Consider the following 21,229-nt stretch of genomic DNA (forward strand, 5'->3'; position numbering starts at 1 on the left):
TCAATCATGGTTAAAAGACTAATTTTTTATTCCATGAACAATGACACCAAAATTTCGCCTAATGCGATCTTAGCCCTCAAAGAAGCCCTCGCTGTAATATATTGGAAGAAGGAAGATTTACGGGATTATCTAAAACTCGTATTATCAAATAACGCCATTATAGCGACACTTGATTGGAATGGTACTAAAAGGGAGGCCGTTAAGGAGCTGGTAGAAAGAATGATTAACAGGCCTGACATTTATAGAAATGATCTGATTCAGCTTTTTTTTGCAGTCACTGATTTTGAGGATTTCAGCAATTTGAAATTCTGGGATGATGACGGGACGAAAACCAAGAAAGCAAAGGAAGCAGTTAATCGTGTGAGAACCTTGACAAAAGGCCACATTCAAAAAAGTAAAGAGGAAGAGGAAGCTTCAAAGCGGAGGATTGAATATGAAAAGAAGATTGCGCAACGGAAGAATTTAAGTGAAGAACTTTTGCTCCTTAAAGAAACATTTAACGGACTGGTAATATCCAAAGATTTGCAAAAAAGAGGATTCGCGCTGGAAAAATTTCTTCATGATATTTTTATGTTATTTGAGCTTGACCCTAAAGGTTCATTTAAGATATTTGGTGAGCAGATAGATGGCTCATTTACTTTCCATGCTACCGATTATCTTTTGGAGGCTAAGTGGAAACGACAGGTTGATAGAAGTGATTTAGCGTCCTTTTGTTACAAGGTAGAAACAAAATTTAAAACTGCGGTCGGACTTTTAATTACCATTGAAGGTGTAACCACTGAAGCCATTTCTCCACATTTTAAGTCTATCATTATCATGGATGGAGTTGATTTGGTTGCGGTATTGGACGGACATGTAACGTTACCTGACCTTCTATTAAAGAAACGACGGATAGCCAGTGAAACCGGCAACATTTACTTAAACTACAATCAGTTCTAAGCAAATTCATTTCAATACGACAACCTTCCTTACCCGATGATATTACCTAAACAGCATGTTGCCGAAACAAAGAAACTGCTAAAGAAAATACCTAAGGCTGCCATTGCCAAATGGTTGCTTGAAGAGGGTTATTACCCTGAGCAATATGTAATCCCACCAAGCTTTAAAGTGCTAAAGTTTGATTTAAGGAATGATCCATTTTATACGATAGATAATAGCGGCCCTCAACCCAAATTTGAACCGGAAAAATTTGATCTTTTAAGTGTTTCTTTCCCTAAAACTGAACTTACAGATCGGACATTTGGCATAATTGCTCCCAAGATTTACCACGATATTGTCTGGTACATGATAAAAGAGTGGAACCTTATTCAAAAGTCTTTATTCAGGCAGGATAACAATATATATTCCTACAGTTTTCCAATACCAATTTCTTCGGAAAATGTGGGATTTTTAGGTGATCTACGCGCGGGGCGGATGATCTATGAATTTCTGGAAATGGCGGAAAATGATCTGGTAGCTGAGGCATACGATTATAAATTTATTCTAAAAACTGATATCAAAAATTTTTACCCTTCCATTTATACCCATAGTATAGCCTGGGCTATTCATAGTAAGGCAGAAATAAGAAAAAAAGGTAACCGCAGTGATTACAATAAGTTTGTTGGGCTTGTCTTGGACAAGCTTTTCCAATATTCAAATGATGGTTGTACAAACGGTGTAGCAATCGGGCCGGCGGTTACTGATTTAATATCAGAAATTATCCTAACTGCCGTTGATACGGAATGTTCAAAGCTGATTGTGAAGAAAGGTATTGAGTTTATCGGCGTTAGATTCAAAGATGATTACCGTTTTCTATGCCATTCGAAACAGGATGCCAACTTCATTATCAAAACACTGCAAAAACAAATGGCTCTCTTTAATTTAACACTTAACGAAAGTAAATCACAAGTAGATGAATTGCCGGAAGGATTATTTCGAGAATGGACTGCCGCTTACCAACCATATTCACTAAAGTACCGGAAGAGAATTTCTTATAAGCGGTTTGAAAATTCATTAAGAGGAACGCTTAACGTAGATAAAAAATACGAAGGAACGGGTGCAGTCGATCGCTTTTTAAGTGAGCTCTACACAAATGACTACAAGCTTAAATTTGATTTCAAGGGAAAAGATTTGCAAAAAGCTATAAGCTTGTTGCTAATGTTGAAACAGCGTAGAAATAAATCATTTCCGCAAATCCTTGGTGTGATAGAAGAAATACTGAGCAATAATATTAAAAAGGCAAAAACTACAACAAAAATCAAGGCAATAATAGAAAAATTGATGAATGAGAAGCTGAAAGATTTAGAGGGCAATCAATACGATCTGATTTGGATGATTTATTTTGTCAAGTCTGTTGATTTGTTTAAAATACCTTTGCCCAGAAAAGTCAAAGGTGAACTTATACACAGCTTGAAAAACAACGCGGTTGAGTTCTTTAAACCTTTACCCACGGATATAAAACTTTATGAAACAATAAAGAAACCTGGAAAGAATATCCAATTGTTAAAGCATTTAGCTTTATTCAAAAAAAGTGACACTTAATTTTGTGCTATTGATGTTTGGTAGCAAGGCTAGTTAGCTTATCCGTCCAGAGCGTATATTCACCAGCAATGAAAAAATATTCGCTATTTTTCATGAACACGAAATGAAGGATAAGCTGCCTTTGTCTCCAATAGTTCACTTGTTTTTTGTGGCGCTTTTTAATATAAAAAAAACTCAAAAAATATGGTACTTAGTACAAGCCAACGGCTATTTCTGATACCTTTGCTTTTTCGCCATTGTATTTAATGTCAAAATTTGCGGGCAGTCATATAACAAAATTCCTATTGAATTAAGATGTCATGCCCTCCAATGGTATTGACGTCAGCATTTTTGACGCCATCGAATCGATATTCACCCAGATGTTTTCGTAAATGCAACCAACGTACCGATTATGCCATATCAATCCGGCTTTAAGCCGTTAACTTACCGGCCCAATGTCGATGCCAAATAATTAAGATGCCACCGTAAGCTTCATATACTCGGATAAGCCAACTGTTTGCAAAGTAGATGACACATCATAAAAGGGCAAGGATATTGCCTTCAAGAATACTGAATCCCATACAGGCCTACCTTCCTTAAGCTCTACAGTACCTAACAACCAACAATTTCGGAAAACAAGCCAAAATAAAGAGTAAAAAGATCAAATGATATTCATACCCTCGGTTAAGACCACGCAATACGATTAATAAACGTCATTTTCAATAAAGTTAATTGATGTTTACTAATGAACAGGATTTTAAGAACCATTCAATGCTTTTTCGTATTGTCTATATACACGGAGCAAAACTTTGGCGGAATGATTCTAAATACGTTTATTTGCCAAATAATGTCAAGACAAGACAATGTCAAATATAATTGGTGATAAGTTAAAATCATTACGAGAAGAAAAGCATATTCCACAGCGATTGCTTGCTTCTCTACTAAACATTGATACTGCTACTTATTGTAAAATCGAAAAAGGTGGCAGACGCATTAGAAGAGAGCAAATTTTACTCGTAGCGGATTATTTGCAAGTCGATAAAAAACAGTTGCTCCAGTTGTGGTCGGCAGACAGGATATTTGATATTATAGCCGATGAGGAAGATGCCACTCAAATTCTGAATGTCGTATCCAGTAACATTCTCGGTTACGAACATTAAAAATCAATTTATGAAACCATTAGTAAAGTACAGAGGCGGAAAATCGAAAGAGATACCGTATATAGAAAAACATATTCCAACTATAAAGGGAAAGTATATTGAACCTTTTTTCGGAGGCGGCGCCTTATTTTTTTACTTAAAGCCAGAAAGAGCAATAATTAATGACATTAATTCGAAGCTGATTGCTTTTTATCAAGGTGTAAAAACTGATTTTAAAGATCTGCAAAGGGAATTGGCTGATATTGAAGATATCTATACTGCTAATCGGAAGGCATTCGACCAACTGAAAGCTCAATCACCGAGTCAACGAGTTGAAGATAAAAATGAGGTGTTTTATTACCAACTAAGGGACATGTTTAACGATCTCGCTGAAAAAAAGTATTCCGATGCAGCATTGTACTTTTTTATCAATAAGACAGCCTATTCTGGGATGATCCGATATAATGCAAAAGGGGAATTCAATGTACCCTTTGGACGTTATCCAAATTTGAACACTTCACTGGTAACAAAGTCCCATAGTGAGCTTCTCTCTAATGCAGAGATCTATAACCTCGATTATAGCGATATTTTTAAAATGGCCACTAAGGATGACTTTATGTTTTTAGACCCACCGTATGATTGCGTATTCTCCGATTATGGCAATAAGGAGTACAAAGACGGCTTTAATGAGTACAATCATACAGAATTGTCCAAAAAGTATAAGCAACTAAAGTGTAAAGCTCTAATGGTCATTGGAAAAACTCCACTAACAGAGGCGCTATATAGTGATCTGATTGTTGATGAGTATGGCAAGTCCTATGCAGTAAATATTAGAAATAGATTTAAATCATCTGCATCGCACTTTCTTGTTTCTAACTATGGCAACATCGCACAGGAGCAGTCAAATGAAACCTTAATTAAAAAAGTTTTAGCAGTATAATCATGGCAAGAATTGACAGCAAAGTAATATTTGTTACAACGTCACCCAGAACCCCGGCTAAAATGATACCTGAAATTGATCTATTAAACATTCATTTTTCAGGACAAGTGTGGAATTCGGAAAGTCAGGCAGCTTTCATGGAATTATTGAAGGAAGAAAATTTTTTCAACGGTGAAGGGGCCAATGATCCCGCTTTCAGTGCAAGGGACCGTATAAACCGCGCCCCTAAGGCCCTTGGCTTTGTAAAGCTCGCTCCGGTCATCAGTTTAACACCTGCGGGTGTGGCGCTGATTAGCGCTGCCAGAAAAGAAGAAGTGTTTTTGCGTCAATTGATTAAATTTCAGGTTCCATCACCATATCATAAACCATCTGCAAATTCTGCGGCCTTCTGGGGTAAACCGTACCTCGAACTATTTCGGCTAATCCGTCATTTCGGCTCTTTGAAATTTGATGAACTAATGATTTTTGGATTGCAGTTAGTAGACTACCGACAATTTGATGAGGTCGTTTCAAAGATTGATGCCTTTAGAACCGCAAAAGCTCAAAACGATGGGAATTATAAACAGTTTCGCGGGGAGTATTTAGAAGCCGAATTAAAAGAGATTTACCTGGATGACATTGTGGCCGGCAGAACTAAAACAAGAGAAACCAATGATGCTTCTGTGGCAAAGTTCCTTCGAACAAAAGCAAGTAACATGCGGGATTACGCCGATGCTTGTTTTCGTTACCTGCGGGCAACAGGCATGGTGAACATTTCTCATATTGGCAAGTCTATCTCTATTGTGCCCGAAAAATTAGAAGAGGTTGATTATTTCTTGGAACACACCGACAGGGATCCCGTTTTTATAGATGATGAAGGGCGTTATTCAGCTTATCTTGGCAATGCTCATACACCATCATTGCTGACAGATAATAGGGATATGCTCGAGCAAAAGATTAGGGTTGAATTTCCTGATGTTGAAGTGGCAGAAATCACTTCTTTAGAACAGCTCAAGGATATTTTCGCAAGTGAATTAGAAAGTAGAAAAGAAAGGATTCTTACTGAACAGGTATTGGCTATCAAAGATTATCGTCTGTTTGAAGAAATCAATACAACATTTGAACAGATACTTGACGGTTCTTTATATGACACTCCTTTAATGCTTGAATGGAATACTTGGCGTGCCATGACCATGCTTGATGGAGGCAATATTAAGGCAAACTTGAAGTTTGATGATTTTGGCAATCCAATGTCAACTGCTCAGGGAAACATGGCAGATATTGTTTGTGACTATGACAGTTTCAGGCTGACTGTAGAAGTAACCATGCAGAGCGGACAGCGACAATATGAAACAGAAGGAGAACCTGTTTCCCGGCATCTGGCAAAGTTGAAGCGAGAAACGGATAAAACAGCTTATTGCCTGTTTATTGCACCCACGATCAATGAAGCATGTATTGCGCACTTTTACGCACTACATAAAATGAACATTAGCTATTACGGTGGAACCTCAACTATTGTCCCTTTGCCATTAAATGTTTTTATTAAAATGGTTGAGGATTCGCATAAGGTAGATTATATTCCTGAGCCACGCCATGTACAGCGTTTTTTTGAGCGTTCTAATGAGTTGGCAATAGCTGCAAACAGTGAAGCTGAATGGTACCAAGGAATTACAAGTGAAGCATTAAACTGGCTCTCAAGTGTTAATAGCAACGGGGCAGTCTCCTGATTCGAGCTATAACCCCAAAACTACCCCGGCTCCCATAACCGGATAAAAGCATCGAGTGTCGGCTGTCACGTAAAATATTGAAAACTTGATTAAAAGTTAATCAGCGTTATATGCCTTTAAACTGCAAAATTAATATCGATGAGTTCAGCAAAGGTGATAAAAGTTGCGGAGGGTGTAATATATGCCAGCCTTATTCTGCATTAAGATATCCCTTTCAAAGAGACTTGGCCAACTCAGAGGGGCTGGTAAAAGAGTTGGAAAAATTTATACATGAATCAACAGGACTGCTGGTATCAAAAACTACTGTACATGAGAATCCGGATCTGTTAGTGCGTGACTCGAATGGAAAACTGATTGCACGTGTCGAAGCAAAATATCTTGAAGGAAAAGCTTTTATGAAAGCGGCAAAAATCTTAGGGGAACCGCTATTTCCTAAAGAAACATTGGTGGTGGATACTCCGAAGCTTTTAAGCTATTTTAGTTGCAAAGAAATCGACCTCCGGGAACAAGGAAGGAATATTCCGATCTATGTGGTCTGGAAATTTGATCGACCCTGTGCTGATGTCGGAGGAATTTGCGTCTATCAAGAAGTGAATATATTAAAGTCAATTTATCAATTGAAGAAAACTGTCAGGTCGTATACCAGACAGACAGGACAAGGTGATTTTGTCGATGGTATAAAACGAGGAGTAACAGATAAGTTTCATTTTTCTATCTCAGAATGCCTGCCTATTGAGAAATTACCCGCTAATATATTACAGCACCTTTAAAATGTTCATTTAACAACTTGATAGATCGCCTTGATCACCTTGGCTTCCTATTAACTATTTGTCCTGATAATGCAAACAAGCCAAGGTATATATGGATATGGACTGATGTATAATGTCCAATAGAAATAACCCAAAAAGCTAATAGCACTTTTTAGTTTTTCGTTTCTCCAATCAGTAAAACAATGGCAGTTTGGCGCATTTTTGCATTTCAACGGCACGACCGGAATCCAGTACTACCTTATCCATGTAAGGTAACCGGCAGTAACATCTTTATGGTGATTATTACGGTAGATAAAATAACCGAGAAAACGTAGAGTTTATATCTCTGAAGGCAAAGTCTGTTACAATGCAGGTTGTAGCGATCCTGACTTTATAGCAAGCCTTCCAAAATTTCCCCTACTCAACCTGTCAAAAACAGCTACATTCCGGATGTTCCCAACGGGTAAAGGCTAATATTGGATGTGAAAGAGAAAGTCACAAAACAAAAGCCGGGCTAAAAATAGCCCGGCACATTTTTAGAAAACTAAATACACATTGTTATAATAACCCAAACTTTTCCTTATAGTTTAACGGCACCTGTTAAATTTGCTTTTCAATCTTAAATTATACCCGACATGCTGGAGCCTGTCCATATTGACCATAAAGATTATTTTGTCCATGCGTTCCGACCGGAAGATATCCAAAAGGAATCTTTGGTGAGCAGTGACATCCTGGCTATCTTCTCCGATAAGGCCACGACGCGTTACCTGCCCGGTAAGAAACTGCGCACCCTGAAACAGGCTGAAGCTTATTTCAGGGGCAACCTTTTAAGCTACCATGCCGGAAAAAATTTCCTTCATTTTATCAGGGAAAAGCAATCCGGCAGCGTTATCGGCCTCGTTGACCTGATCTCCCCCGAAGTTGCCAGGGAGCATTACAGGCTTGACCATTATCCTTACTTTATCGAATTTTACCTTAAAAGTGAATATCATGGGCGGCGCATCATGGGGAAACTTTTGCCGGAGTTCCTTAAACAATTAAAAAGCAGGGATATCAAAAGTATAGGCGCGGTTGTCAACCAGGGCAATACCGCCGCCCAAAAAGTAGTGACAAAAGCCGGGTTCAGCTTTGTTTCCGGTTTCGATTTATTACAGGACCTTTATATAAGTACCTTAAACTAAACAATACCAATGCCATCCTCAGATCCAGCTATAAGTACTGAAGATTTAAAAGGCCGTTTTTATAAATTATCCCAGTCGCTGAAAGCAGCCGCTTCCAAAGAGGCCGCAGCAAGTGGTAATTTACGAGGTTCCTATAAGCCGGAAATTGCTGACTTAAAGGTGCTGGCATCCGTAAAGTTACCGGAAGCCTTCGGCAAGCTGATCGTTGCCCTCGACCTGCAAAATGCATTTTTGTCCCTCGGTCATTATGTGCGCAGTTTTACCGACGCGGTTTATGTCCTTGAAAAACTAAATGGCTTAATAATCGAGCGGCTGGCAGGCGGCGGCCAGCAAAACGCAATCGTGGCGGCGCTTGATGCCCTTAGCGAATGTGCTGAATTATACCTGACCATTACAGCAGCGTAAGCATACGATCATTTTTCAGATAGCTCTATCCACACTGGGGCGTGGTCGCTGGATTTTTCCCATCCGCGTACTTCCTTATCAACGCCACCATTAACCAACCTTCCTTCCAGGTGCGTGCTTAACAATAAATGATCGATGCGCAGCCCTGCATCCCTACCATAAGCATTACGGAAATAATCCCAAAAGGTATAGATCTTTTCTTCGGGGTAAAGTTTGCGTATCGCATCCGTCCAGCCTTGGGCAACCAGGGCTTTAAAAGCATTTTTTACTTCCGGCCTGAACAGGGCATCGTCGAGCCAACGTTCAGGCTTATAAACGTCGAGGTCGGTAGGCATTACATTATAATCCCCGGCCAGCACCATGGGTACATCGTGTTTGAGCATCAGCGCTGCATGTTTTTGAAGTCGCTTAAACCACTGGAGTTTATAATCAAACTTTGGCCCGGGGGCAGGGTTTCCGTTAGGCAGGTAAAGGCAGCCGACTACGAGGCCGTTTGTGATGGCTTCGATATAGCGGCTATGCAAATCGTCGGGATCACCGGGCAGGCCGCGGCTTAACTCTTTAAGGTCGTCGTATCTTGAAAGTATGGCTATCCCGTTCCAGCTCTTCTGACCATGCCAGATGGCATGGTAACCGGCTTCATTAATAGCGGCTAACGGAAATTTTTCGTCCGGGGCCTTTAGTTCCTGGAGGCATACCACATCGGGCGCGTATTCTTTCAGCCAGCGGAGCAGTACTGGTAAACGGCCATTAACCCCGTTAACGTTATAGGTAGCAATTTTCATAAGCGGTATTTTATCGGATATGGGTTAGACGATTTACGGTCGCCCGCTGTCTATAACGTTATAAATGCCGGCTTGTTGACCGCGAAGCCCTATTAAACGGTAAGACAACAAAAAAAATAAATAAATCTTAATTAACTATTTCAATGGTTGGTGGAAATACGATATGTTTTAATTTGTTGGGCTATTATTTATACTAAACCATCACCCGTAATTATGCCTGCCAGTAGGAATGATTTTCAAACAGTTTATGTTACCAGAAATTATAAAAAGGAGGGTATCATTATCGATGACATTATTGAAGTAGCGCCCGACAAATTCAAGAGTATTAAATTCCGCCATACCTATTACGAAACAGGGGATTTTCTTTTATCAGAGCAAGAGGCCATTGAATTTTGCAGGGGTCACCAAATTTAGCGGCCTTGATCAACGCCTTAATTCAAAGCATTGATAGCAACCTCTTTTCTTGTATCCAGGTCTTAAAAGCCAGCGCCCTTTTCTGGCTGATAACTACATCTCCATCAAGATGCGGAGAAAGCGTTGCTTTCAGTTTCCCATAACTGAGCAGGTCAAAACCCTTACAGGCAGCGCGGTTTAATACCAATTGCCTGTTGGCCCTGAAAAAACGGTCTTCGGGTAGCCGCTGTTGCACTTCATCCAACGACAGGGTAATAAAAAAGTCTTCACCCTGCATGGTACGCAGAAAATTGCTATCCCCCTTACGGTAAAAATAGGCTATTTCATCTATGGGCAACAAAACATTGGCAGCGCCTTTGCTGACCTGAAAAGTTGTTGCCCCGGACGCTACGGGCGCAGGTGCCACACTGCCGATACGGTCGATCACATTTTTTGCCTGCCGCCACCGGCCATAAAAGTAATAGCTGACATAATAAAAATTGATCAGCAGGATCTGCAACAGGATAAACTGAAAATCATAGCGCAGATAAGTAGTGTGCAGGATATTGTAACCCCTTATCCTGAAATATAAAGCAGCCAGTAAGAAAGCCAGCAGCCCGGGTACGATAAAACCAAAGAAAGCCTGCAAACCTATTCGGTGAAGCGGCATTTCCAGCCAGTCGCATCTTTCATCAAGCTTGATTACGATTTTACGCACTGCCCAAAAGAGTGTAAATGCGATCCCGAAACTTCCTATAAATGCGTAATAGTAGGCAGGCATCAGCAGCATCTCAAAAGTGGACCTGGTTTCCCCGTAAACAATGACAATATGTGTGGCGACAATACAGGCTATCAAGCGGAGGTAGGTGTCTTTATAGGCAATGGGTTTCTTGGTATCATAATAAGGAATACGGACATCCTGCATATGGCAAACTGTTTTTAATCTTTATGTAAAAATGGTGATTGAATTACCTATTGGTTAAGGTATCTAACGATATTCGGTTTTAAATATTTTAAAATCATACCTATCATTATGGCAAAACAAAATTTCACAGCGGATGGCGTAAAAGCCAAAACCGCAGAACTCTATGCACTTTCCGATGCTGCACTCCAGGCCGAAGTGGCCTCCATGCGGGCCGATTTCCGCTCATGGCTCAGCAACAACTTCGTTTTTACTACCGATCAGGCAACTTACCTAAAAGCCATCGACAGCCGTTTTCTATCAGATGCCGGGGCCGCCACCGCTGCGGCTGCGGGTTCGCGCCTGCCCATCCAATTACAGGTGCCGGTACCGCCGGGAGGCTATAGCAGTAAATTCATTGTTATTTCAGGCGGGGGCCTTAATCCACGTTATGATTCGCTGGCTGGTTACAGCGTCAGCGGGACGTTACAGTTTACTATCGGCTACAACATTTAATACTGCTTTCAGGCATTATGGGCAGCGCGCCCATAGTGCCTGAAAGCAGTAAAATGTGCTAAAGCTTTGCATAAAGGCCTTTTAATGGCTATATTAGCTTTTGCGATGCTTTTGGATGACGGCAGGTACAGAGATGAAGGGCTTTTCCCGTTGAATATGGGTGAAGAGGCAGCTTTCGAACGCACCTTTAAGGCCTATCATGCGCCGCTGCGCTATTACTGTGAACAGCTCACCGGCGCAGATGATGCAAGCGAAGATATCGTAAGCCATCTTTTCCTGAAACTCTGGCAAAAGCAGGTGGTGTTTGAAAACACCGAACATGCGCAGGCTTATCTGTACCGCTCTGCAAAAAATGCCTGCCTGAATTTTATCCGCAATGAAAAAAGGGCAGATGAAAACAAAGAGATCATCTTATCGGAAACTCCGGAAGTTTCCGACAATTATTTAAATACCTTTATACAAACAGAAGTCTGGGCCGAATTATACCGCGCCATTGAAGGGCTGCCCTCACAATGCTGCAAGGTAATTACCATGAGCTACCTGGAAGGCATGAGCAACCAGGAAATAGCCGATGAAATGGACTTATCCCTACAGACGGTAAAAAATTACAAACTGCGTGGCCTCACCATCCTAAAGGACAGGTTGCCCGACGGTTTGCTTATCCTGCTTACCAGTATGGCATTGCTTAAATGAAACAGGGCCATAATAAATATCCTATAATGCCTCGGTTAAGCAACCCTTTCTGCTTTTGACAGCCCTGTGCCGGATGTTGCCCCGGCTTCATCCAGTCGAATATCTTCCTGCAAGAAATCGTACATACCTCCGGCTCCTTTGCACCTGTACAGATAGTTAATTATTTGCGTGGGCGTTTTGCCGGGGACAAATAACGCCTGTAGCCGCCTGAGCAAAGGGGCTTTTTTATAAACCGGTGAAGATGAAATAATTGTATAGTTCTCGCTTTTACAAAAAGCCGGGCCTGTAGTTAATACAACCCGCTGTCCCGGAGTATATTTTCGCATAACCATAGGATATTTGCTTTAGTCCTAAAAGATAAAATTTGACGTTCTTCTAAAATGCCGAAATTATTAAAAGCTACTTTTTTGCTGTATAAGTGAATTGTTAAAAATTGTAGTGAATCCAGCTGCCGGTAAACCTTCGATATACTGCGTCACCGGCCCTCCTCTAGGCAGAAACAATATTTAATCCTACCAAAACCTTTTCCGTATTGGAAAGGTCACCTATAAGCCGGTGAAGTGACGGAGGGACTTTTTTAATAAGCGTAGGAACGGCAATGATCTGCTCTTGTTGGGCAAGTTGTGGGTTTTCCCGCAGGTCTATTATTTCAATGGCGTACTCGCCGGATAGTTGTTCACTGCAAATTTTTTCGAGGTTGGCAATTGCCTTTTCGGTAGTTGCCGTTTTACCTGCAATGTAGAGGCAAAGTTTGCATTTTTCCTTGTCCATAGTGCTGCAAAATTTAAGACAGATTTTATAACAAATTTCGGTTATTTATGGTTCGACCCTGTAGGTTAAATACGATTAAATTCTTTAAACAAATCAGTTATTGGTTTTGCGGATCATAGTAATCTGCTGTGCTGCGCCAAACTACAATAAGTTAAGTGATAATTTATTTTTTGTAAATAAATCGTAACCCCTGTGGGTACTTTTTTATAACAAGGGTGTATTTACCTTAAATACACTTGCAAAGATGGCACCGACCGACTTCTCCAATTCGCAACGCATCGTTTATCTTATCAGCCGCTATATGGACGGTGCCATTGATTTTGCTGAGTTACAGGAACTCGACGAGTGGCGCAAAAATGGCAACGAACCACTGTTCCGCAGGCTGTTAGATGAAAATGAACAAAAGGAAGCATTGAAAAAAATGCAAGGCTATAATTCAGCGGCAAGCCTTCAACGCCTCAGGCAACAGATGATTTTGTCCGGGCGAAAATCTAAGTCTATTTCAATTCGGGTGAGGCTCCTGGCAGCGGCATCCATTGTAATTGCAATCGGGCTGTCGCTCACCTTTTATTTAATGAAGCCGGCAAAACAACAGATGGTATCGCTCAGGCCACATCCAATGTATGTCCCGCCCGGTTCTGATAAGGCCATCCTGACCCTTGCTAACGGTAAAAAAGTACTGCTTGGCAAAAATGCAGCCGGGGTGATTGCCATACAGGTGGGCATACAGGCATCCAACTCGACGGCAGGCAAGCTGACCTACACCCAAAATGCCAAAGCGACCAACCCTGATATGATTATTGCATTTAACACCATTGAAACCCCACGCGGCGGAAAGTATGAAATTGAGTTGCCGGATGGCACGAAGGTATGGCTCAATGCCGCCTCCTCACTGCGTTATCCCGTGAGCTTTGCAGGACAAAGCCGTGAAGTAGAACTTACCGGTGAAGCCTACTTTGAAGTGGCAAAGGATAAAACAAGGCCGTTTACCGTTAGTGCTTCCAACCAGAAAGTTACCGTTCTCGGTACCCATTTCAACATCAATGCCTACAAGGATGAACCTCGTATTGCCACTACTCTTTTGGAAGGCTCTGTAAAGGTGAGCTATGGCGAAAACCATGCGTTGCTTGCGCCAGGGCAACAATCGTCTTTGACAGAAGGCAAATTGACTGTTACCGAAACCGATACTTATGTAGCCACGGCATGGAAAGACGGCAAGCTGGCTTTTATGCGTACAGACTTAAAAACCGTACTGCGCCAGATTTCAAGGTGGTATAATGTCGATATAGAATATATAGGCAAGACACCGGAGTTCAGCATTTCCGGCGATGTATCGCGGGAGGCCGACCTGTCAGCGATGCTGCGCATACTTGAAATTTACAATGTCCATTTTGTTCAACAGGGACGTAAACTGATCATAACCCAATGAAGAAAATAAAAACAGATTACTAACCAATAAAACCCAATGCGTATGGCATAAACCCAAGAAGCAATATTAAGATCAAAATTAGTTAATGAACCCCGCAAAAAACAAAGCCGAAAGTGTTCGAAGCACTTTCGGCGGCGTTGGGGGCAGTAGCTCCTTTAACAAATCCCTTGAATTGATTTATTAACCCAACTAAACAAAAGTATGAATTTAAAATCATGCGAAGGCCCGCCTTTACCCGAAAAAAAGCGCAGTAGCCTTTATCAATTGTTCCGTATCATGCGACTTATTATAGCTATTATTATTACATTTTGTTTGCAGGTACGTGCAAATGTCTTTGCACAGCAAATTACGCTCAGCGTAAAAAACGCCTCCATTCAGTCCGTGTTGGATGAGATCAAAAAACAAAGTGGCTATAGCCTTATCAGCAAGGATGATCTGCTTGAAAACACATCAAAAGTAACGCTAACACTAAAAAATGTAAGTATTCAAAAAGCCCTTGACGAGTGTTTTAAAAATCAAACGCTCACCTATGAGATCGTCGGCAAAACCATTGTGGTAAAAGCCAAGCCGCCACAACAAAAGCCAAAGGTCAGCCCACAGGATGGTATCACGATACGTGGCATCGTTACCGATACGGCGGGCAATCCTTTAGCCGGGGCAGCTATAGTTGCCGAAGGCACAAAACTATCAGCCATATCGAAGAGTGACGGTAGTTTTGAAATAAAGGACTTACCTACAAACAGCATTTTGACGATCCGGTTAATCGGCTATACAACTGCATCCATTCCTGTATCTGATGTCCCCGATTCTTACCTTAAAGTAACCCTTAAAGTCAATGTTACTTCCTTGAATCAGGTGAGTATTGTAAGTACAGGCTATCAACAAATACCTAAAGAAAGGGCGACAGGCTCGTTTGTACAATTAAATAATGCGCTTGTCAACCGGAGCGTGACAACAAATATTTTAGACCGTATCAACGGAATCAGTTCAGGCGTCCTTTTTAATAATCAGGCCCTCGGCACAATTGGCGGACCGGATCCGCTCAATAAAAACATCGGTATAAATATCCGTGGGCAAAGCACGATCAACAGTTCAACCAACCCTTTAATAGTGCTGGATAATTTCCCTTACGATGGTGAGCTTTCCAGCATTAATCCAAATGATATCGAATCGGTCACTATACTTAAGGATGCGGCGGCGGCATCCATTTGGGGAGCCCGGTCGGGAAACGGGGTTATTGTGCTTACTTCGAAAAAAGGCAAGAAAAATGAAAAAATGCGTATCGATTTTAATAGTAGCCTAACAATAAAAAATAAACCCGATCTTTTTTACGACAAAAATTACCTCGACGCCGCCGATTATATTGATGTTGAAACCTACCTGTTTAATAAAGGTTTTTTTAATGCCGACTTAAAAAACACTACCGCCCAAACTCCTGTCTCCCCCGTGGTCAGCATACTTGATAAGGAGAGATCAGGACTGATATCTGGGGCAGACGCACAAAGCCAGTTGGATGTACTGCGTAAAAATGACGTCAGGGAAGATTTTTATAAATATGTCTACCAGAAAGCAATAAACCAACAATATTCACTGGCGATAAGGGGAGGAAGCCCTACACTTGCCTATTCGCTTTCTATTGGCAGGGATGACAACAGGGATAACGTGGTACGCAATGGCTATAACAGGACCACCGTTAACAGCCAAAATACCTATTATCCTGTCAAGAACCTTGAAATCGCTGCCAACCTGAATTATACGGAAAGCAATACTGCCACAAACAATACCACAAATTTATACGGCAGCGATTATGGTATCAATGCAAAATACAAGAACCTGTATCCATATGCCAGGCTTGCCGACGACAATGGAAACGCCCTGCCAATCGTAAAGGGATTCAGTCCCGGATATATTGCTGATGCGGCATCCAAAGGTTTCCTGGACTGGAATTACAGGCCTTTGGATGAGATCAATAATGCAGACTATAATACGAGGGTAAAAGATATCCTGTTCCGGGTCGGCGCAAAATATAAAATCCTGCCGCAGCTGAATATAGAAATACAGGACCAAAACGAAAACCAGGTTACCGATGCCCGCAACTTACAAAGCCAGCAGACTTATTATGTACGAAACCTGATCAATAAATTTTCGCAATATGACGCTTCAACTAATACCTTCAATTACATTTTTCCATTGGGTGCTATTCTGAACACCTCAAATTATGAAATGCACTCCAATAGCCTTAGAGGACAGGTTAACTACGACCAGCAAATCCAAAAAAATAATATTACTGCCATAGCAGGCGCAGAGGTAAGACAGATAAAGACAGAAGGTTACAATGGGATTTCATATGGATATAATGACCAGTTCGGCACTTCCAATGATGCTCTTAACTATGTTTCTTCATTTCCCACAAACCCATCCGGTTCGGCACTCATACCGGCAGGTGGCAACAGCATTTTTGGCACGACCTACAGATATATTTCCTATTATGCTAATGCCGCTTATTCCTATGATGATAAGTATATTTTTAACCTGAGTGGGCGAAAGGATGGCGCCAATATCTTCGGCGCAAAAACGAATGATAAAATAACCCCCTTATGGTCAACAGGCATTGGCTGGCAGGTCAACAAGGAGGATTTTTATAATGTTGCATGGCTTCCATACCTAAAATTCAGGGCATCTTATGGCTTTAATGGCAACGTATACAATAGCTCCGCTTACCTCACCGGTGCTTATTGGACTGCCACGGAAACAGGGCTGAGTTATATTTCTGTAAATACGGCACCGAACCCGGAGCTTAGGTGGGAAAAAGTAAAGAATATAAATTTGGGGCTCGATTTCGCCCTTCGCAACAACAGGATCAATGGCACCATTGAATTATACAGGAAAGATGGACTTGACCTTTTGCAAAACACACCTTTGGCACTGCAAACCGGCTTTTCCTCTTTTATGAGCAATAGTGCCAGTACAAGTACAAATGGCATAGACCTCACCCTTCAAAGCAATAACCTCACAGGCAATTTTAAATGGGCTACCACATTACTGGCCAGCTACCTCAATGATAAATTGACGAGTTACGATGTCATCCAGACAGCGACCTCCATGCAAAGCAGTATGGCAGGTGTTGTCGGGAAGCCTTTGTACAGCATTTATAGCTATAAATGGGCAGGTTTGGATCCTGCAACCGGTGACCCACAGGGGTATCTTAATGGAAAGGTAAGCAAAGACTATAATGGGATCATCAATAACTACAACCCTGATAGCCTGGTATTCAATGGCTCGGCAAGGCCAAAATATTTTGGTTCACTGAGGAATGATTTTAGTTATAAAGGGATTTCCTTATCTGTAAACATTGTCTATAAGCTGGATTATTATTTCAGGAGGCCGGCACTCGACCTTAATTATCAGGATATCCTGACCTATTATGCCAACTCCGACTATTCAAGAAGATGGCAAAAGCCGGGGGATGAAACCCATACAGACGTACCCTCTTTGGTATACCCCAGCAACGCAAAACGCAATACGTTTTATAATTATTCGCAGGCACTCGTAAACCGGGCAGACCACATCCGGCTACAGGATATCCGCCTGGCTTATGATTTCCCAAAACAGTTATTAAACAGGACTAAGGTTTTTAACCGGCTACAGGTTTTTGCATACGCGAATAACCTCGGGATAATCTGGCGGGCCAATAAATACGGCATTGACCCGGACGCCTATGGCCGGGGCGTAGCCCACACCGTACCAAGCCCTTTTTCCATTTCTTTTGGTATTAATGCAACCCTTTAATTAAATCCCATGAAATTAACTGCAAAATATTTTTCAATCATAATATGCCTGGCACTAATCACGCAGGCCGGCTGCAAGAAGCAGGATGACTGGCTGGATGTTAAAAGGAACAAGTCCGATGTCCGCCCGGAAACCGTGGCCGATTTTCAGGCATTGTTAGACAATGTTTATGTGATAAATAATACATTTTCTACCCTCGGCCTCGTGGGAACAGACAATATAACGGTCCCTGATGATAACCTTAATTCCATAATCCAGATCGAACGGAACGCCTATTTATGGTCAAAGGACATTTGGATTGGCGGGGAATACGAAGGCTGGAGCAATCCCTACACCATCATAGAACTTTCAAATGTCGTTTTTGATGGAATCGGAAAAGCTGACCACAACGATGCCAATTATAACAATGTACTTGGCCAGGCTTATTTCTATCGGTCGATTGCACTTTACACTTTAGCCCAATTGTTCTGCAAGCCTTATGATAAAGGCTCTGCATTACAGGATGCGGGATTACCTTTAAGGCTTACTTCCGATGTAAATGTTATAGAAAAGAGGTCATCTGTACAGGCTACCTACGATCAGATGATCAGTGACGCAAAGCAGGCAGCCTCGCTTTTATCCCAAAAGCAGGTAACGCTTTACCGTCCCTGCCACGATGCTGCGCTTGCCTTACTGGCAAAAATCTATTTGAATATGGAAGATTATCAAAACGCCTTTTCCTATTCGGATGAAATGCTAAAGTCCAACAACAAACTCCTTGACTTCAACAGTAACCTTGTTTCAGCAAGTCTGACATATCGATTTCCCGCCTTTGGTGCCGGCAATCCCGAAATCCTGTTTTATGCCCAGGGGGGATATTCTACAACCTGGGCTAATGCGGATTATCAATTTCAGGATATTCCCGATGACTTTTATAATTCCTATAATGATAATGACTTAAGGAAATCGCTTTTTTATGATAGCAGTGCCGGCGTTGGAAATGTCAAGTTCAGGGGTAGTTATAGCGGCGATGTCAGTAATTTTTGCGGCCTTGCGACAAATGAAATTTTCCTGATAAGGGCAGAGGCAAACGCAAGGCTTGGACATGTTGATGCCGCAATGGTTGACTTAAACAGCCTGCTGAAAAAAAGGTATCGGACAGGGACGTTTACTGACCTTACCGCTGTGAATGCTGATGATGCACTCAAAAAGGTCCTTGTAGAGCGGAGGAAGGAATTGCCGCTAACAAGCCAGGTAAGATGGGAAGATTTAAGGAGGCTCAATAAAGACACTGAGTTTCAGGTAACATTAAAAAGGGTTTCCAACGGCGTGACCTATACATTGCCGCCAAACGACCCAAATTATGTTCTTCCGATACCCGATGAAGAAATCCAGGTTAGCGGTATAACTCAGAATCAAAGGCATTAAATGTACAACCGAACATGACAGATTCAATAATAAAATATCTCAGCATCATATTGTTTACAATTTTTATAGCAAATTATTGTAATGCCCAAACTGCCAAGGTTAAACAGTCGGCATTTCATTTAGATGTGGAATATCAGGAGGCAGGAAAGAAGGATACCTTGGCCCTGTGCCTTATCAATAGATTCTACAGGGACAGGAATATTTTCAGGACGCGGAAATATTTTGCAGTGCTAAACCAGAAAGGTTTTTACAGTTTTGATATAGATGTCAGCGACAATTGTGGTTATTTTATTTTACAGACCAGTAACGTAAAACATTCCAACGAGCCTTACCGGGACATACTCCAACCTTATTTTTGGGAAAAAGGCGATAGTATAAAGTTGCAATTATCAAATGAGGAATCCCAAAGTGGAACGGGTATCTATTCGGACTGCAAATTTTCCGGCAACGGGTCAGATAAATATACTTTGAGATTTAAAGCCCTTTATGAAAAAAAAGAAACATTGCAGGATGGCCGGACAATGGATACACATACCCTTGTCGCCTTAAAACAATTGTCTTTACTGGAATCCTTTAAGGCTAAAGTTTCTAACCTAAGTTATAATGTCCTGAAAGCCGATCTTATATTTTCAAAAGCAATAACACGCACGGGTGGCGATTTTTCCGATACGCTGAAAAGATACAATACCATGCAGGGATATCCCGTTGGATTTAACCTGGATGACCTCACAAGCTTAACAAGTGAAGGTATTGCGGAATCCAAAGAGGTGTTGCTCTATCTTTTCAGGAAATACAACAATGATTCATTTATTGCAAACGGGAAGTTAGATTACAAATGGATATTTGACCAGGAAAAACTTATAGAAAATAAAAGGTTGCGCGATGAGCTTATAGTTTACGGCTTTACAGTCGGCAGGATGGACAGCTCCAGGGACAGCCTGATCAGGGAAGCAAAGAATTTTATTACAGATCCGGACTGTAAATCTGAATTGGAATACATCCAATCCATTAATAGCAAAAGGATTTACAATTACGCTTTGCAAGACACACGATTCAATACCGTGAAACTGGATGCTTTTAAAGGGTCAATATTAGTAATCGACTTTTGGATTCCCGGATGCGGCCCTTGCGAAGATTTTTACAAAACTGTAGTAGTGCCATTAAAAAAGCTTTATAAAGATAAAGACGTCACTTTTATTTCTGTAACAGGCGACAGGGACAAAAGCCGCTGGCAGAAGGCCTTAAAATCGGGATTGTATAGTTCTGACGGAGAAATTAATCTTTGTGGTACTACAAAATATAGTGATGATCCGTTTTTTAAGGATTACAGCATTGTTAAATTCCCGACAGTAATGCTTTTTGATCAATACGGCAATTTGGTTGATTATGATTCTAAAAGGCTATATAATGCAGCAACCCTTAAGCAACTGATCAACTCCTTACAAAAATAAGGCAGGATAATCCCTGCCTTATTTTTGTAATTGACCAAGCTTCCAATTTACAAATTGTGCCTGCTGTTAATGGTAACCCCAACACCGCCGTCTACGTCTGCCTGAGACATTTCCAATGTAGCAGACTGATCGGATGTTGTTGTTATTTTACATGGAGAATTTGTACCGACGCCACAGTTTGGAGCCGGGGTTTCGGACAACTGGTAAGTTCCGTTATCGTCATCCCTGCTGATGACATAATAAATAAAACTTGCCTGTGTTTTGGATTCGGCTGGTGCAGCAACTGCTTCAGTTGTTGTTGCGTCAGATTTTGCATCTGTTTTTGGGGTACGGGCATTTGCAATAGTAAACGCGGCAACCATAAAGGCACCTGCTAAGATAATTTTTTTCATCTTGTTGGTTTTTGAAATTATTAATTGCAAAAAGAATTTGTATTCCAGGCAAGCCTTAAATGAAACACCAAGCCAAGTGGATG

General features: G+C 41.3%; 19 protein-coding genes. 14 read left to right on the forward strand and 5 right to left on the reverse strand.

Annotated features, from left to right (window positions below; all coding sequences use genetic code 11):
- Window positions 1-33 precede the first annotated feature (33 nt).
- The 8 genes from MTO98_RS09540 (at window position 34) to MTO98_RS09575 (ending at window position 8,619) form a co-directional block, all read left to right on the forward strand.
- The gene (locus tag MTO98_RS09540; protein WP_243486425.1) at window positions 34-939 is read left to right on the forward strand and encodes a hypothetical protein; all 906 of its coding nucleotides are present in this window, start codon (window positions 34-36) and stop codon (window positions 937-939) included.
- A 36-nt stretch (window positions 940-975) separates the two neighbouring features.
- Window positions 976-2,520 (forward strand): RNA-directed DNA polymerase, encoded by a 1,545-nt coding sequence (locus MTO98_RS09545; RefSeq protein ID WP_243486426.1) that lies wholly within the window; start codon window positions 976-978, stop codon window positions 2,518-2,520.
- An 842-nt stretch (window positions 2,521-3,362) separates the two neighbouring features.
- Window positions 3,363-3,659 (forward strand): helix-turn-helix domain-containing protein, encoded by a 297-nt coding sequence (locus MTO98_RS09550; protein WP_243486427.1) that lies wholly within the window; start codon window positions 3,363-3,365, stop codon window positions 3,657-3,659.
- Window positions 3,660-3,669: 10 nt separating this feature from the next.
- Window positions 3,670-4,578: a Dam family site-specific DNA-(adenine-N6)-methyltransferase gene (locus tag MTO98_RS09555; RefSeq protein WP_243486428.1), complete on the forward strand. Its 909-nt coding sequence runs from the start codon at window positions 3,670-3,672 to the stop codon at window positions 4,576-4,578.
- A gap of 2 nt (window positions 4,579-4,580) precedes the next feature.
- Window positions 4,581-6,284, forward strand: coding sequence for an AlwI family type II restriction endonuclease (locus MTO98_RS09560; RefSeq protein ID WP_243486429.1), 1,704 nt, complete (start codon window positions 4,581-4,583; stop codon window positions 6,282-6,284).
- A gap of 110 nt (window positions 6,285-6,394) precedes the next feature.
- Complete coding sequence (locus MTO98_RS09565) at window positions 6,395-7,054, forward strand: hypothetical protein (protein ID WP_243486430.1); 660 nt, start codon at window positions 6,395-6,397, stop codon at window positions 7,052-7,054.
- Between the two features lie 614 nt (window positions 7,055-7,668).
- On the forward strand, window positions 7,669-8,214 hold the full coding sequence (locus MTO98_RS09570; protein WP_243486431.1) for a GNAT family N-acetyltransferase: 546 nt from the start codon (window positions 7,669-7,671) through the stop codon (window positions 8,212-8,214).
- A 9-nt stretch (window positions 8,215-8,223) separates the two neighbouring features.
- Window positions 8,224-8,619, forward strand: coding sequence for a hypothetical protein (locus tag MTO98_RS09575; RefSeq protein ID WP_243486432.1), 396 nt, complete (start codon window positions 8,224-8,226; stop codon window positions 8,617-8,619).
- A gap of 8 nt (window positions 8,620-8,627) precedes the next feature.
- Here MTO98_RS09575 and xth read toward each other — a convergent pair whose 3' ends face one another.
- Both xth and MTO98_RS09585 read right to left on the reverse strand, forming a co-directional pair.
- Entirely contained in the window at window positions 8,628-9,404 is a 777-nt protein-coding gene (xth, locus tag MTO98_RS09580) for an exodeoxyribonuclease III (RefSeq protein ID WP_243486433.1), read from the reverse strand.
- A gap of 436 nt (window positions 9,405-9,840) precedes the next feature.
- A complete protein-coding gene (locus MTO98_RS09585; protein WP_243486434.1) occupies window positions 9,841-10,722 on the reverse strand; it encodes a LytTR family DNA-binding domain-containing protein in 882 nt (293 codons plus the stop codon).
- A gap of 108 nt (window positions 10,723-10,830) precedes the next feature.
- On the opposite strand from MTO98_RS09585, the gene MTO98_RS09590 reads away from it, so the two are divergent.
- Complete coding sequence (locus MTO98_RS09590) at window positions 10,831-11,214, forward strand: hypothetical protein (RefSeq protein ID WP_243486435.1); 384 nt, start codon at window positions 10,831-10,833, stop codon at window positions 11,212-11,214.
- Window positions 11,215-11,298: 84 nt separating this feature from the next.
- Entirely contained in the window at window positions 11,299-11,907 is a 609-nt protein-coding gene (locus MTO98_RS09595; protein ID WP_243486436.1) for an RNA polymerase sigma-70 factor, read from the forward strand.
- A gap of 35 nt (window positions 11,908-11,942) precedes the next feature.
- Here MTO98_RS09595 and MTO98_RS09600 read toward each other — a convergent pair whose 3' ends face one another.
- Window positions 11,943-12,233 (reverse strand): hypothetical protein, encoded by a 291-nt coding sequence (locus tag MTO98_RS09600; RefSeq protein WP_243486437.1) that lies wholly within the window; start codon window positions 12,231-12,233, stop codon window positions 11,943-11,945.
- Window positions 12,234-12,396: 163 nt separating this feature from the next.
- The gene (locus tag MTO98_RS09605) at window positions 12,397-12,678 is read right to left on the reverse strand and encodes a circadian clock KaiB family protein (protein ID WP_243486438.1); all 282 of its coding nucleotides are present in this window, start codon (window positions 12,676-12,678) and stop codon (window positions 12,397-12,399) included.
- A 244-nt stretch (window positions 12,679-12,922) separates the two neighbouring features.
- Here MTO98_RS09605 and MTO98_RS09610 point away from each other — a divergent pair, with 244 nt between their 5' ends.
- The 4 genes from MTO98_RS09610 (at window position 12,923) to MTO98_RS09625 (ending at window position 20,754) form a co-directional block, all read left to right on the forward strand.
- Window positions 12,923-14,107: a FecR family protein gene (locus MTO98_RS09610; RefSeq protein WP_243486439.1), complete on the forward strand. Its 1,185-nt coding sequence runs from the start codon at window positions 12,923-12,925 to the stop codon at window positions 14,105-14,107.
- A 201-nt stretch (window positions 14,108-14,308) separates the two neighbouring features.
- A complete protein-coding gene (locus MTO98_RS09615; protein ID WP_243486440.1) occupies window positions 14,309-17,896 on the forward strand; it encodes a SusC/RagA family TonB-linked outer membrane protein in 3,588 nt (1,195 codons plus the stop codon).
- A gap of 9 nt (window positions 17,897-17,905) precedes the next feature.
- Window positions 17,906-19,303, forward strand: coding sequence for a RagB/SusD family nutrient uptake outer membrane protein (locus MTO98_RS09620; protein WP_243486441.1), 1,398 nt, complete (start codon window positions 17,906-17,908; stop codon window positions 19,301-19,303).
- A gap of 14 nt (window positions 19,304-19,317) precedes the next feature.
- Window positions 19,318-20,754 (forward strand): TlpA disulfide reductase family protein, encoded by a 1,437-nt coding sequence (locus MTO98_RS09625; protein WP_243486442.1) that lies wholly within the window; start codon window positions 19,318-19,320, stop codon window positions 20,752-20,754.
- 47 nt (window positions 20,755-20,801) lie between these two features.
- On the opposite strand, the gene MTO98_RS09630 is transcribed toward MTO98_RS09625, so the two are convergent.
- The gene (locus tag MTO98_RS09630) at window positions 20,802-21,146 is read right to left on the reverse strand and encodes a hypothetical protein (protein WP_243486443.1); all 345 of its coding nucleotides are present in this window, start codon (window positions 21,144-21,146) and stop codon (window positions 20,802-20,804) included.
- Window positions 21,147-21,229 lie beyond the last annotated feature (83 nt).

Origin of the sequence: Mucilaginibacter sp. SMC90, assembly GCF_022811725.1 — a bacterium.
Classification (GTDB): domain Bacteria; phylum Bacteroidota; class Bacteroidia; order Sphingobacteriales; family Sphingobacteriaceae; genus Mucilaginibacter.

What these genes read in the sequence shown, in the direction of transcription:
- MTO98_RS09540 (WP_243486425.1), top strand. Translation starts at nt 34, where the DNA reads ATGAACAATGACACCAAAATTTCGCCTAATGCGATCTTAGCCCTCAAA.
- MTO98_RS09545 (WP_243486426.1), top strand. Translation starts at nt 976, where the DNA reads ATGATATTACCTAAACAGCATGTTGCCGAAACAAAGAAACTGCTAAAG.
- MTO98_RS09550 (WP_243486427.1), top strand. Translation starts at nt 3,363, where the DNA reads ATGTCAAATATAATTGGTGATAAGTTAAAATCATTACGAGAAGAAAAG.
- MTO98_RS09555 (WP_243486428.1), top strand. Translation starts at nt 3,670, where the DNA reads ATGAAACCATTAGTAAAGTACAGAGGCGGAAAATCGAAAGAGATACCG.
- MTO98_RS09560 (WP_243486429.1), top strand. Translation starts at nt 4,581, where the DNA reads ATGGCAAGAATTGACAGCAAAGTAATATTTGTTACAACGTCACCCAGA.
- MTO98_RS09565 (WP_243486430.1), top strand. Translation starts at nt 6,395, where the DNA reads ATGCCTTTAAACTGCAAAATTAATATCGATGAGTTCAGCAAAGGTGAT.
- MTO98_RS09570 (WP_243486431.1), top strand. Translation starts at nt 7,669, where the DNA reads ATGCTGGAGCCTGTCCATATTGACCATAAAGATTATTTTGTCCATGCG.
- MTO98_RS09575 (WP_243486432.1), top strand. Translation starts at nt 8,224, where the DNA reads ATGCCATCCTCAGATCCAGCTATAAGTACTGAAGATTTAAAAGGCCGT.
- xth (WP_243486433.1), bottom strand. Translation starts at nt 9,404, where the DNA reads ATGAAAATTGCTACCTATAACGTTAACGGGGTTAATGGCCGTTTACCA.
- MTO98_RS09585 (WP_243486434.1), bottom strand. Translation starts at nt 10,722, where the DNA reads ATGCAGGATGTCCGTATTCCTTATTATGATACCAAGAAACCCATTGCC.
- MTO98_RS09590 (WP_243486435.1), top strand. Translation starts at nt 10,831, where the DNA reads ATGGCAAAACAAAATTTCACAGCGGATGGCGTAAAAGCCAAAACCGCA.
- MTO98_RS09595 (WP_243486436.1), top strand. Translation starts at nt 11,299, where the DNA reads ATGGCTATATTAGCTTTTGCGATGCTTTTGGATGACGGCAGGTACAGA.
- MTO98_RS09600 (WP_243486437.1), bottom strand. Translation starts at nt 12,233, where the DNA reads ATGCGAAAATATACTCCGGGACAGCGGGTTGTATTAACTACAGGCCCG.
- MTO98_RS09605 (WP_243486438.1), bottom strand. Translation starts at nt 12,678, where the DNA reads ATGGACAAGGAAAAATGCAAACTTTGCCTCTACATTGCAGGTAAAACG.
- MTO98_RS09610 (WP_243486439.1), top strand. Translation starts at nt 12,923, where the DNA reads ATGGCACCGACCGACTTCTCCAATTCGCAACGCATCGTTTATCTTATC.
- MTO98_RS09615 (WP_243486440.1), top strand. Translation starts at nt 14,309, where the DNA reads ATGAATTTAAAATCATGCGAAGGCCCGCCTTTACCCGAAAAAAAGCGC.
- MTO98_RS09620 (WP_243486441.1), top strand. Translation starts at nt 17,906, where the DNA reads ATGAAATTAACTGCAAAATATTTTTCAATCATAATATGCCTGGCACTA.
- MTO98_RS09625 (WP_243486442.1), top strand. Translation starts at nt 19,318, where the DNA reads ATGACAGATTCAATAATAAAATATCTCAGCATCATATTGTTTACAATT.
- MTO98_RS09630 (WP_243486443.1), bottom strand. Translation starts at nt 21,146, where the DNA reads ATGAAAAAAATTATCTTAGCAGGTGCCTTTATGGTTGCCGCGTTTACT.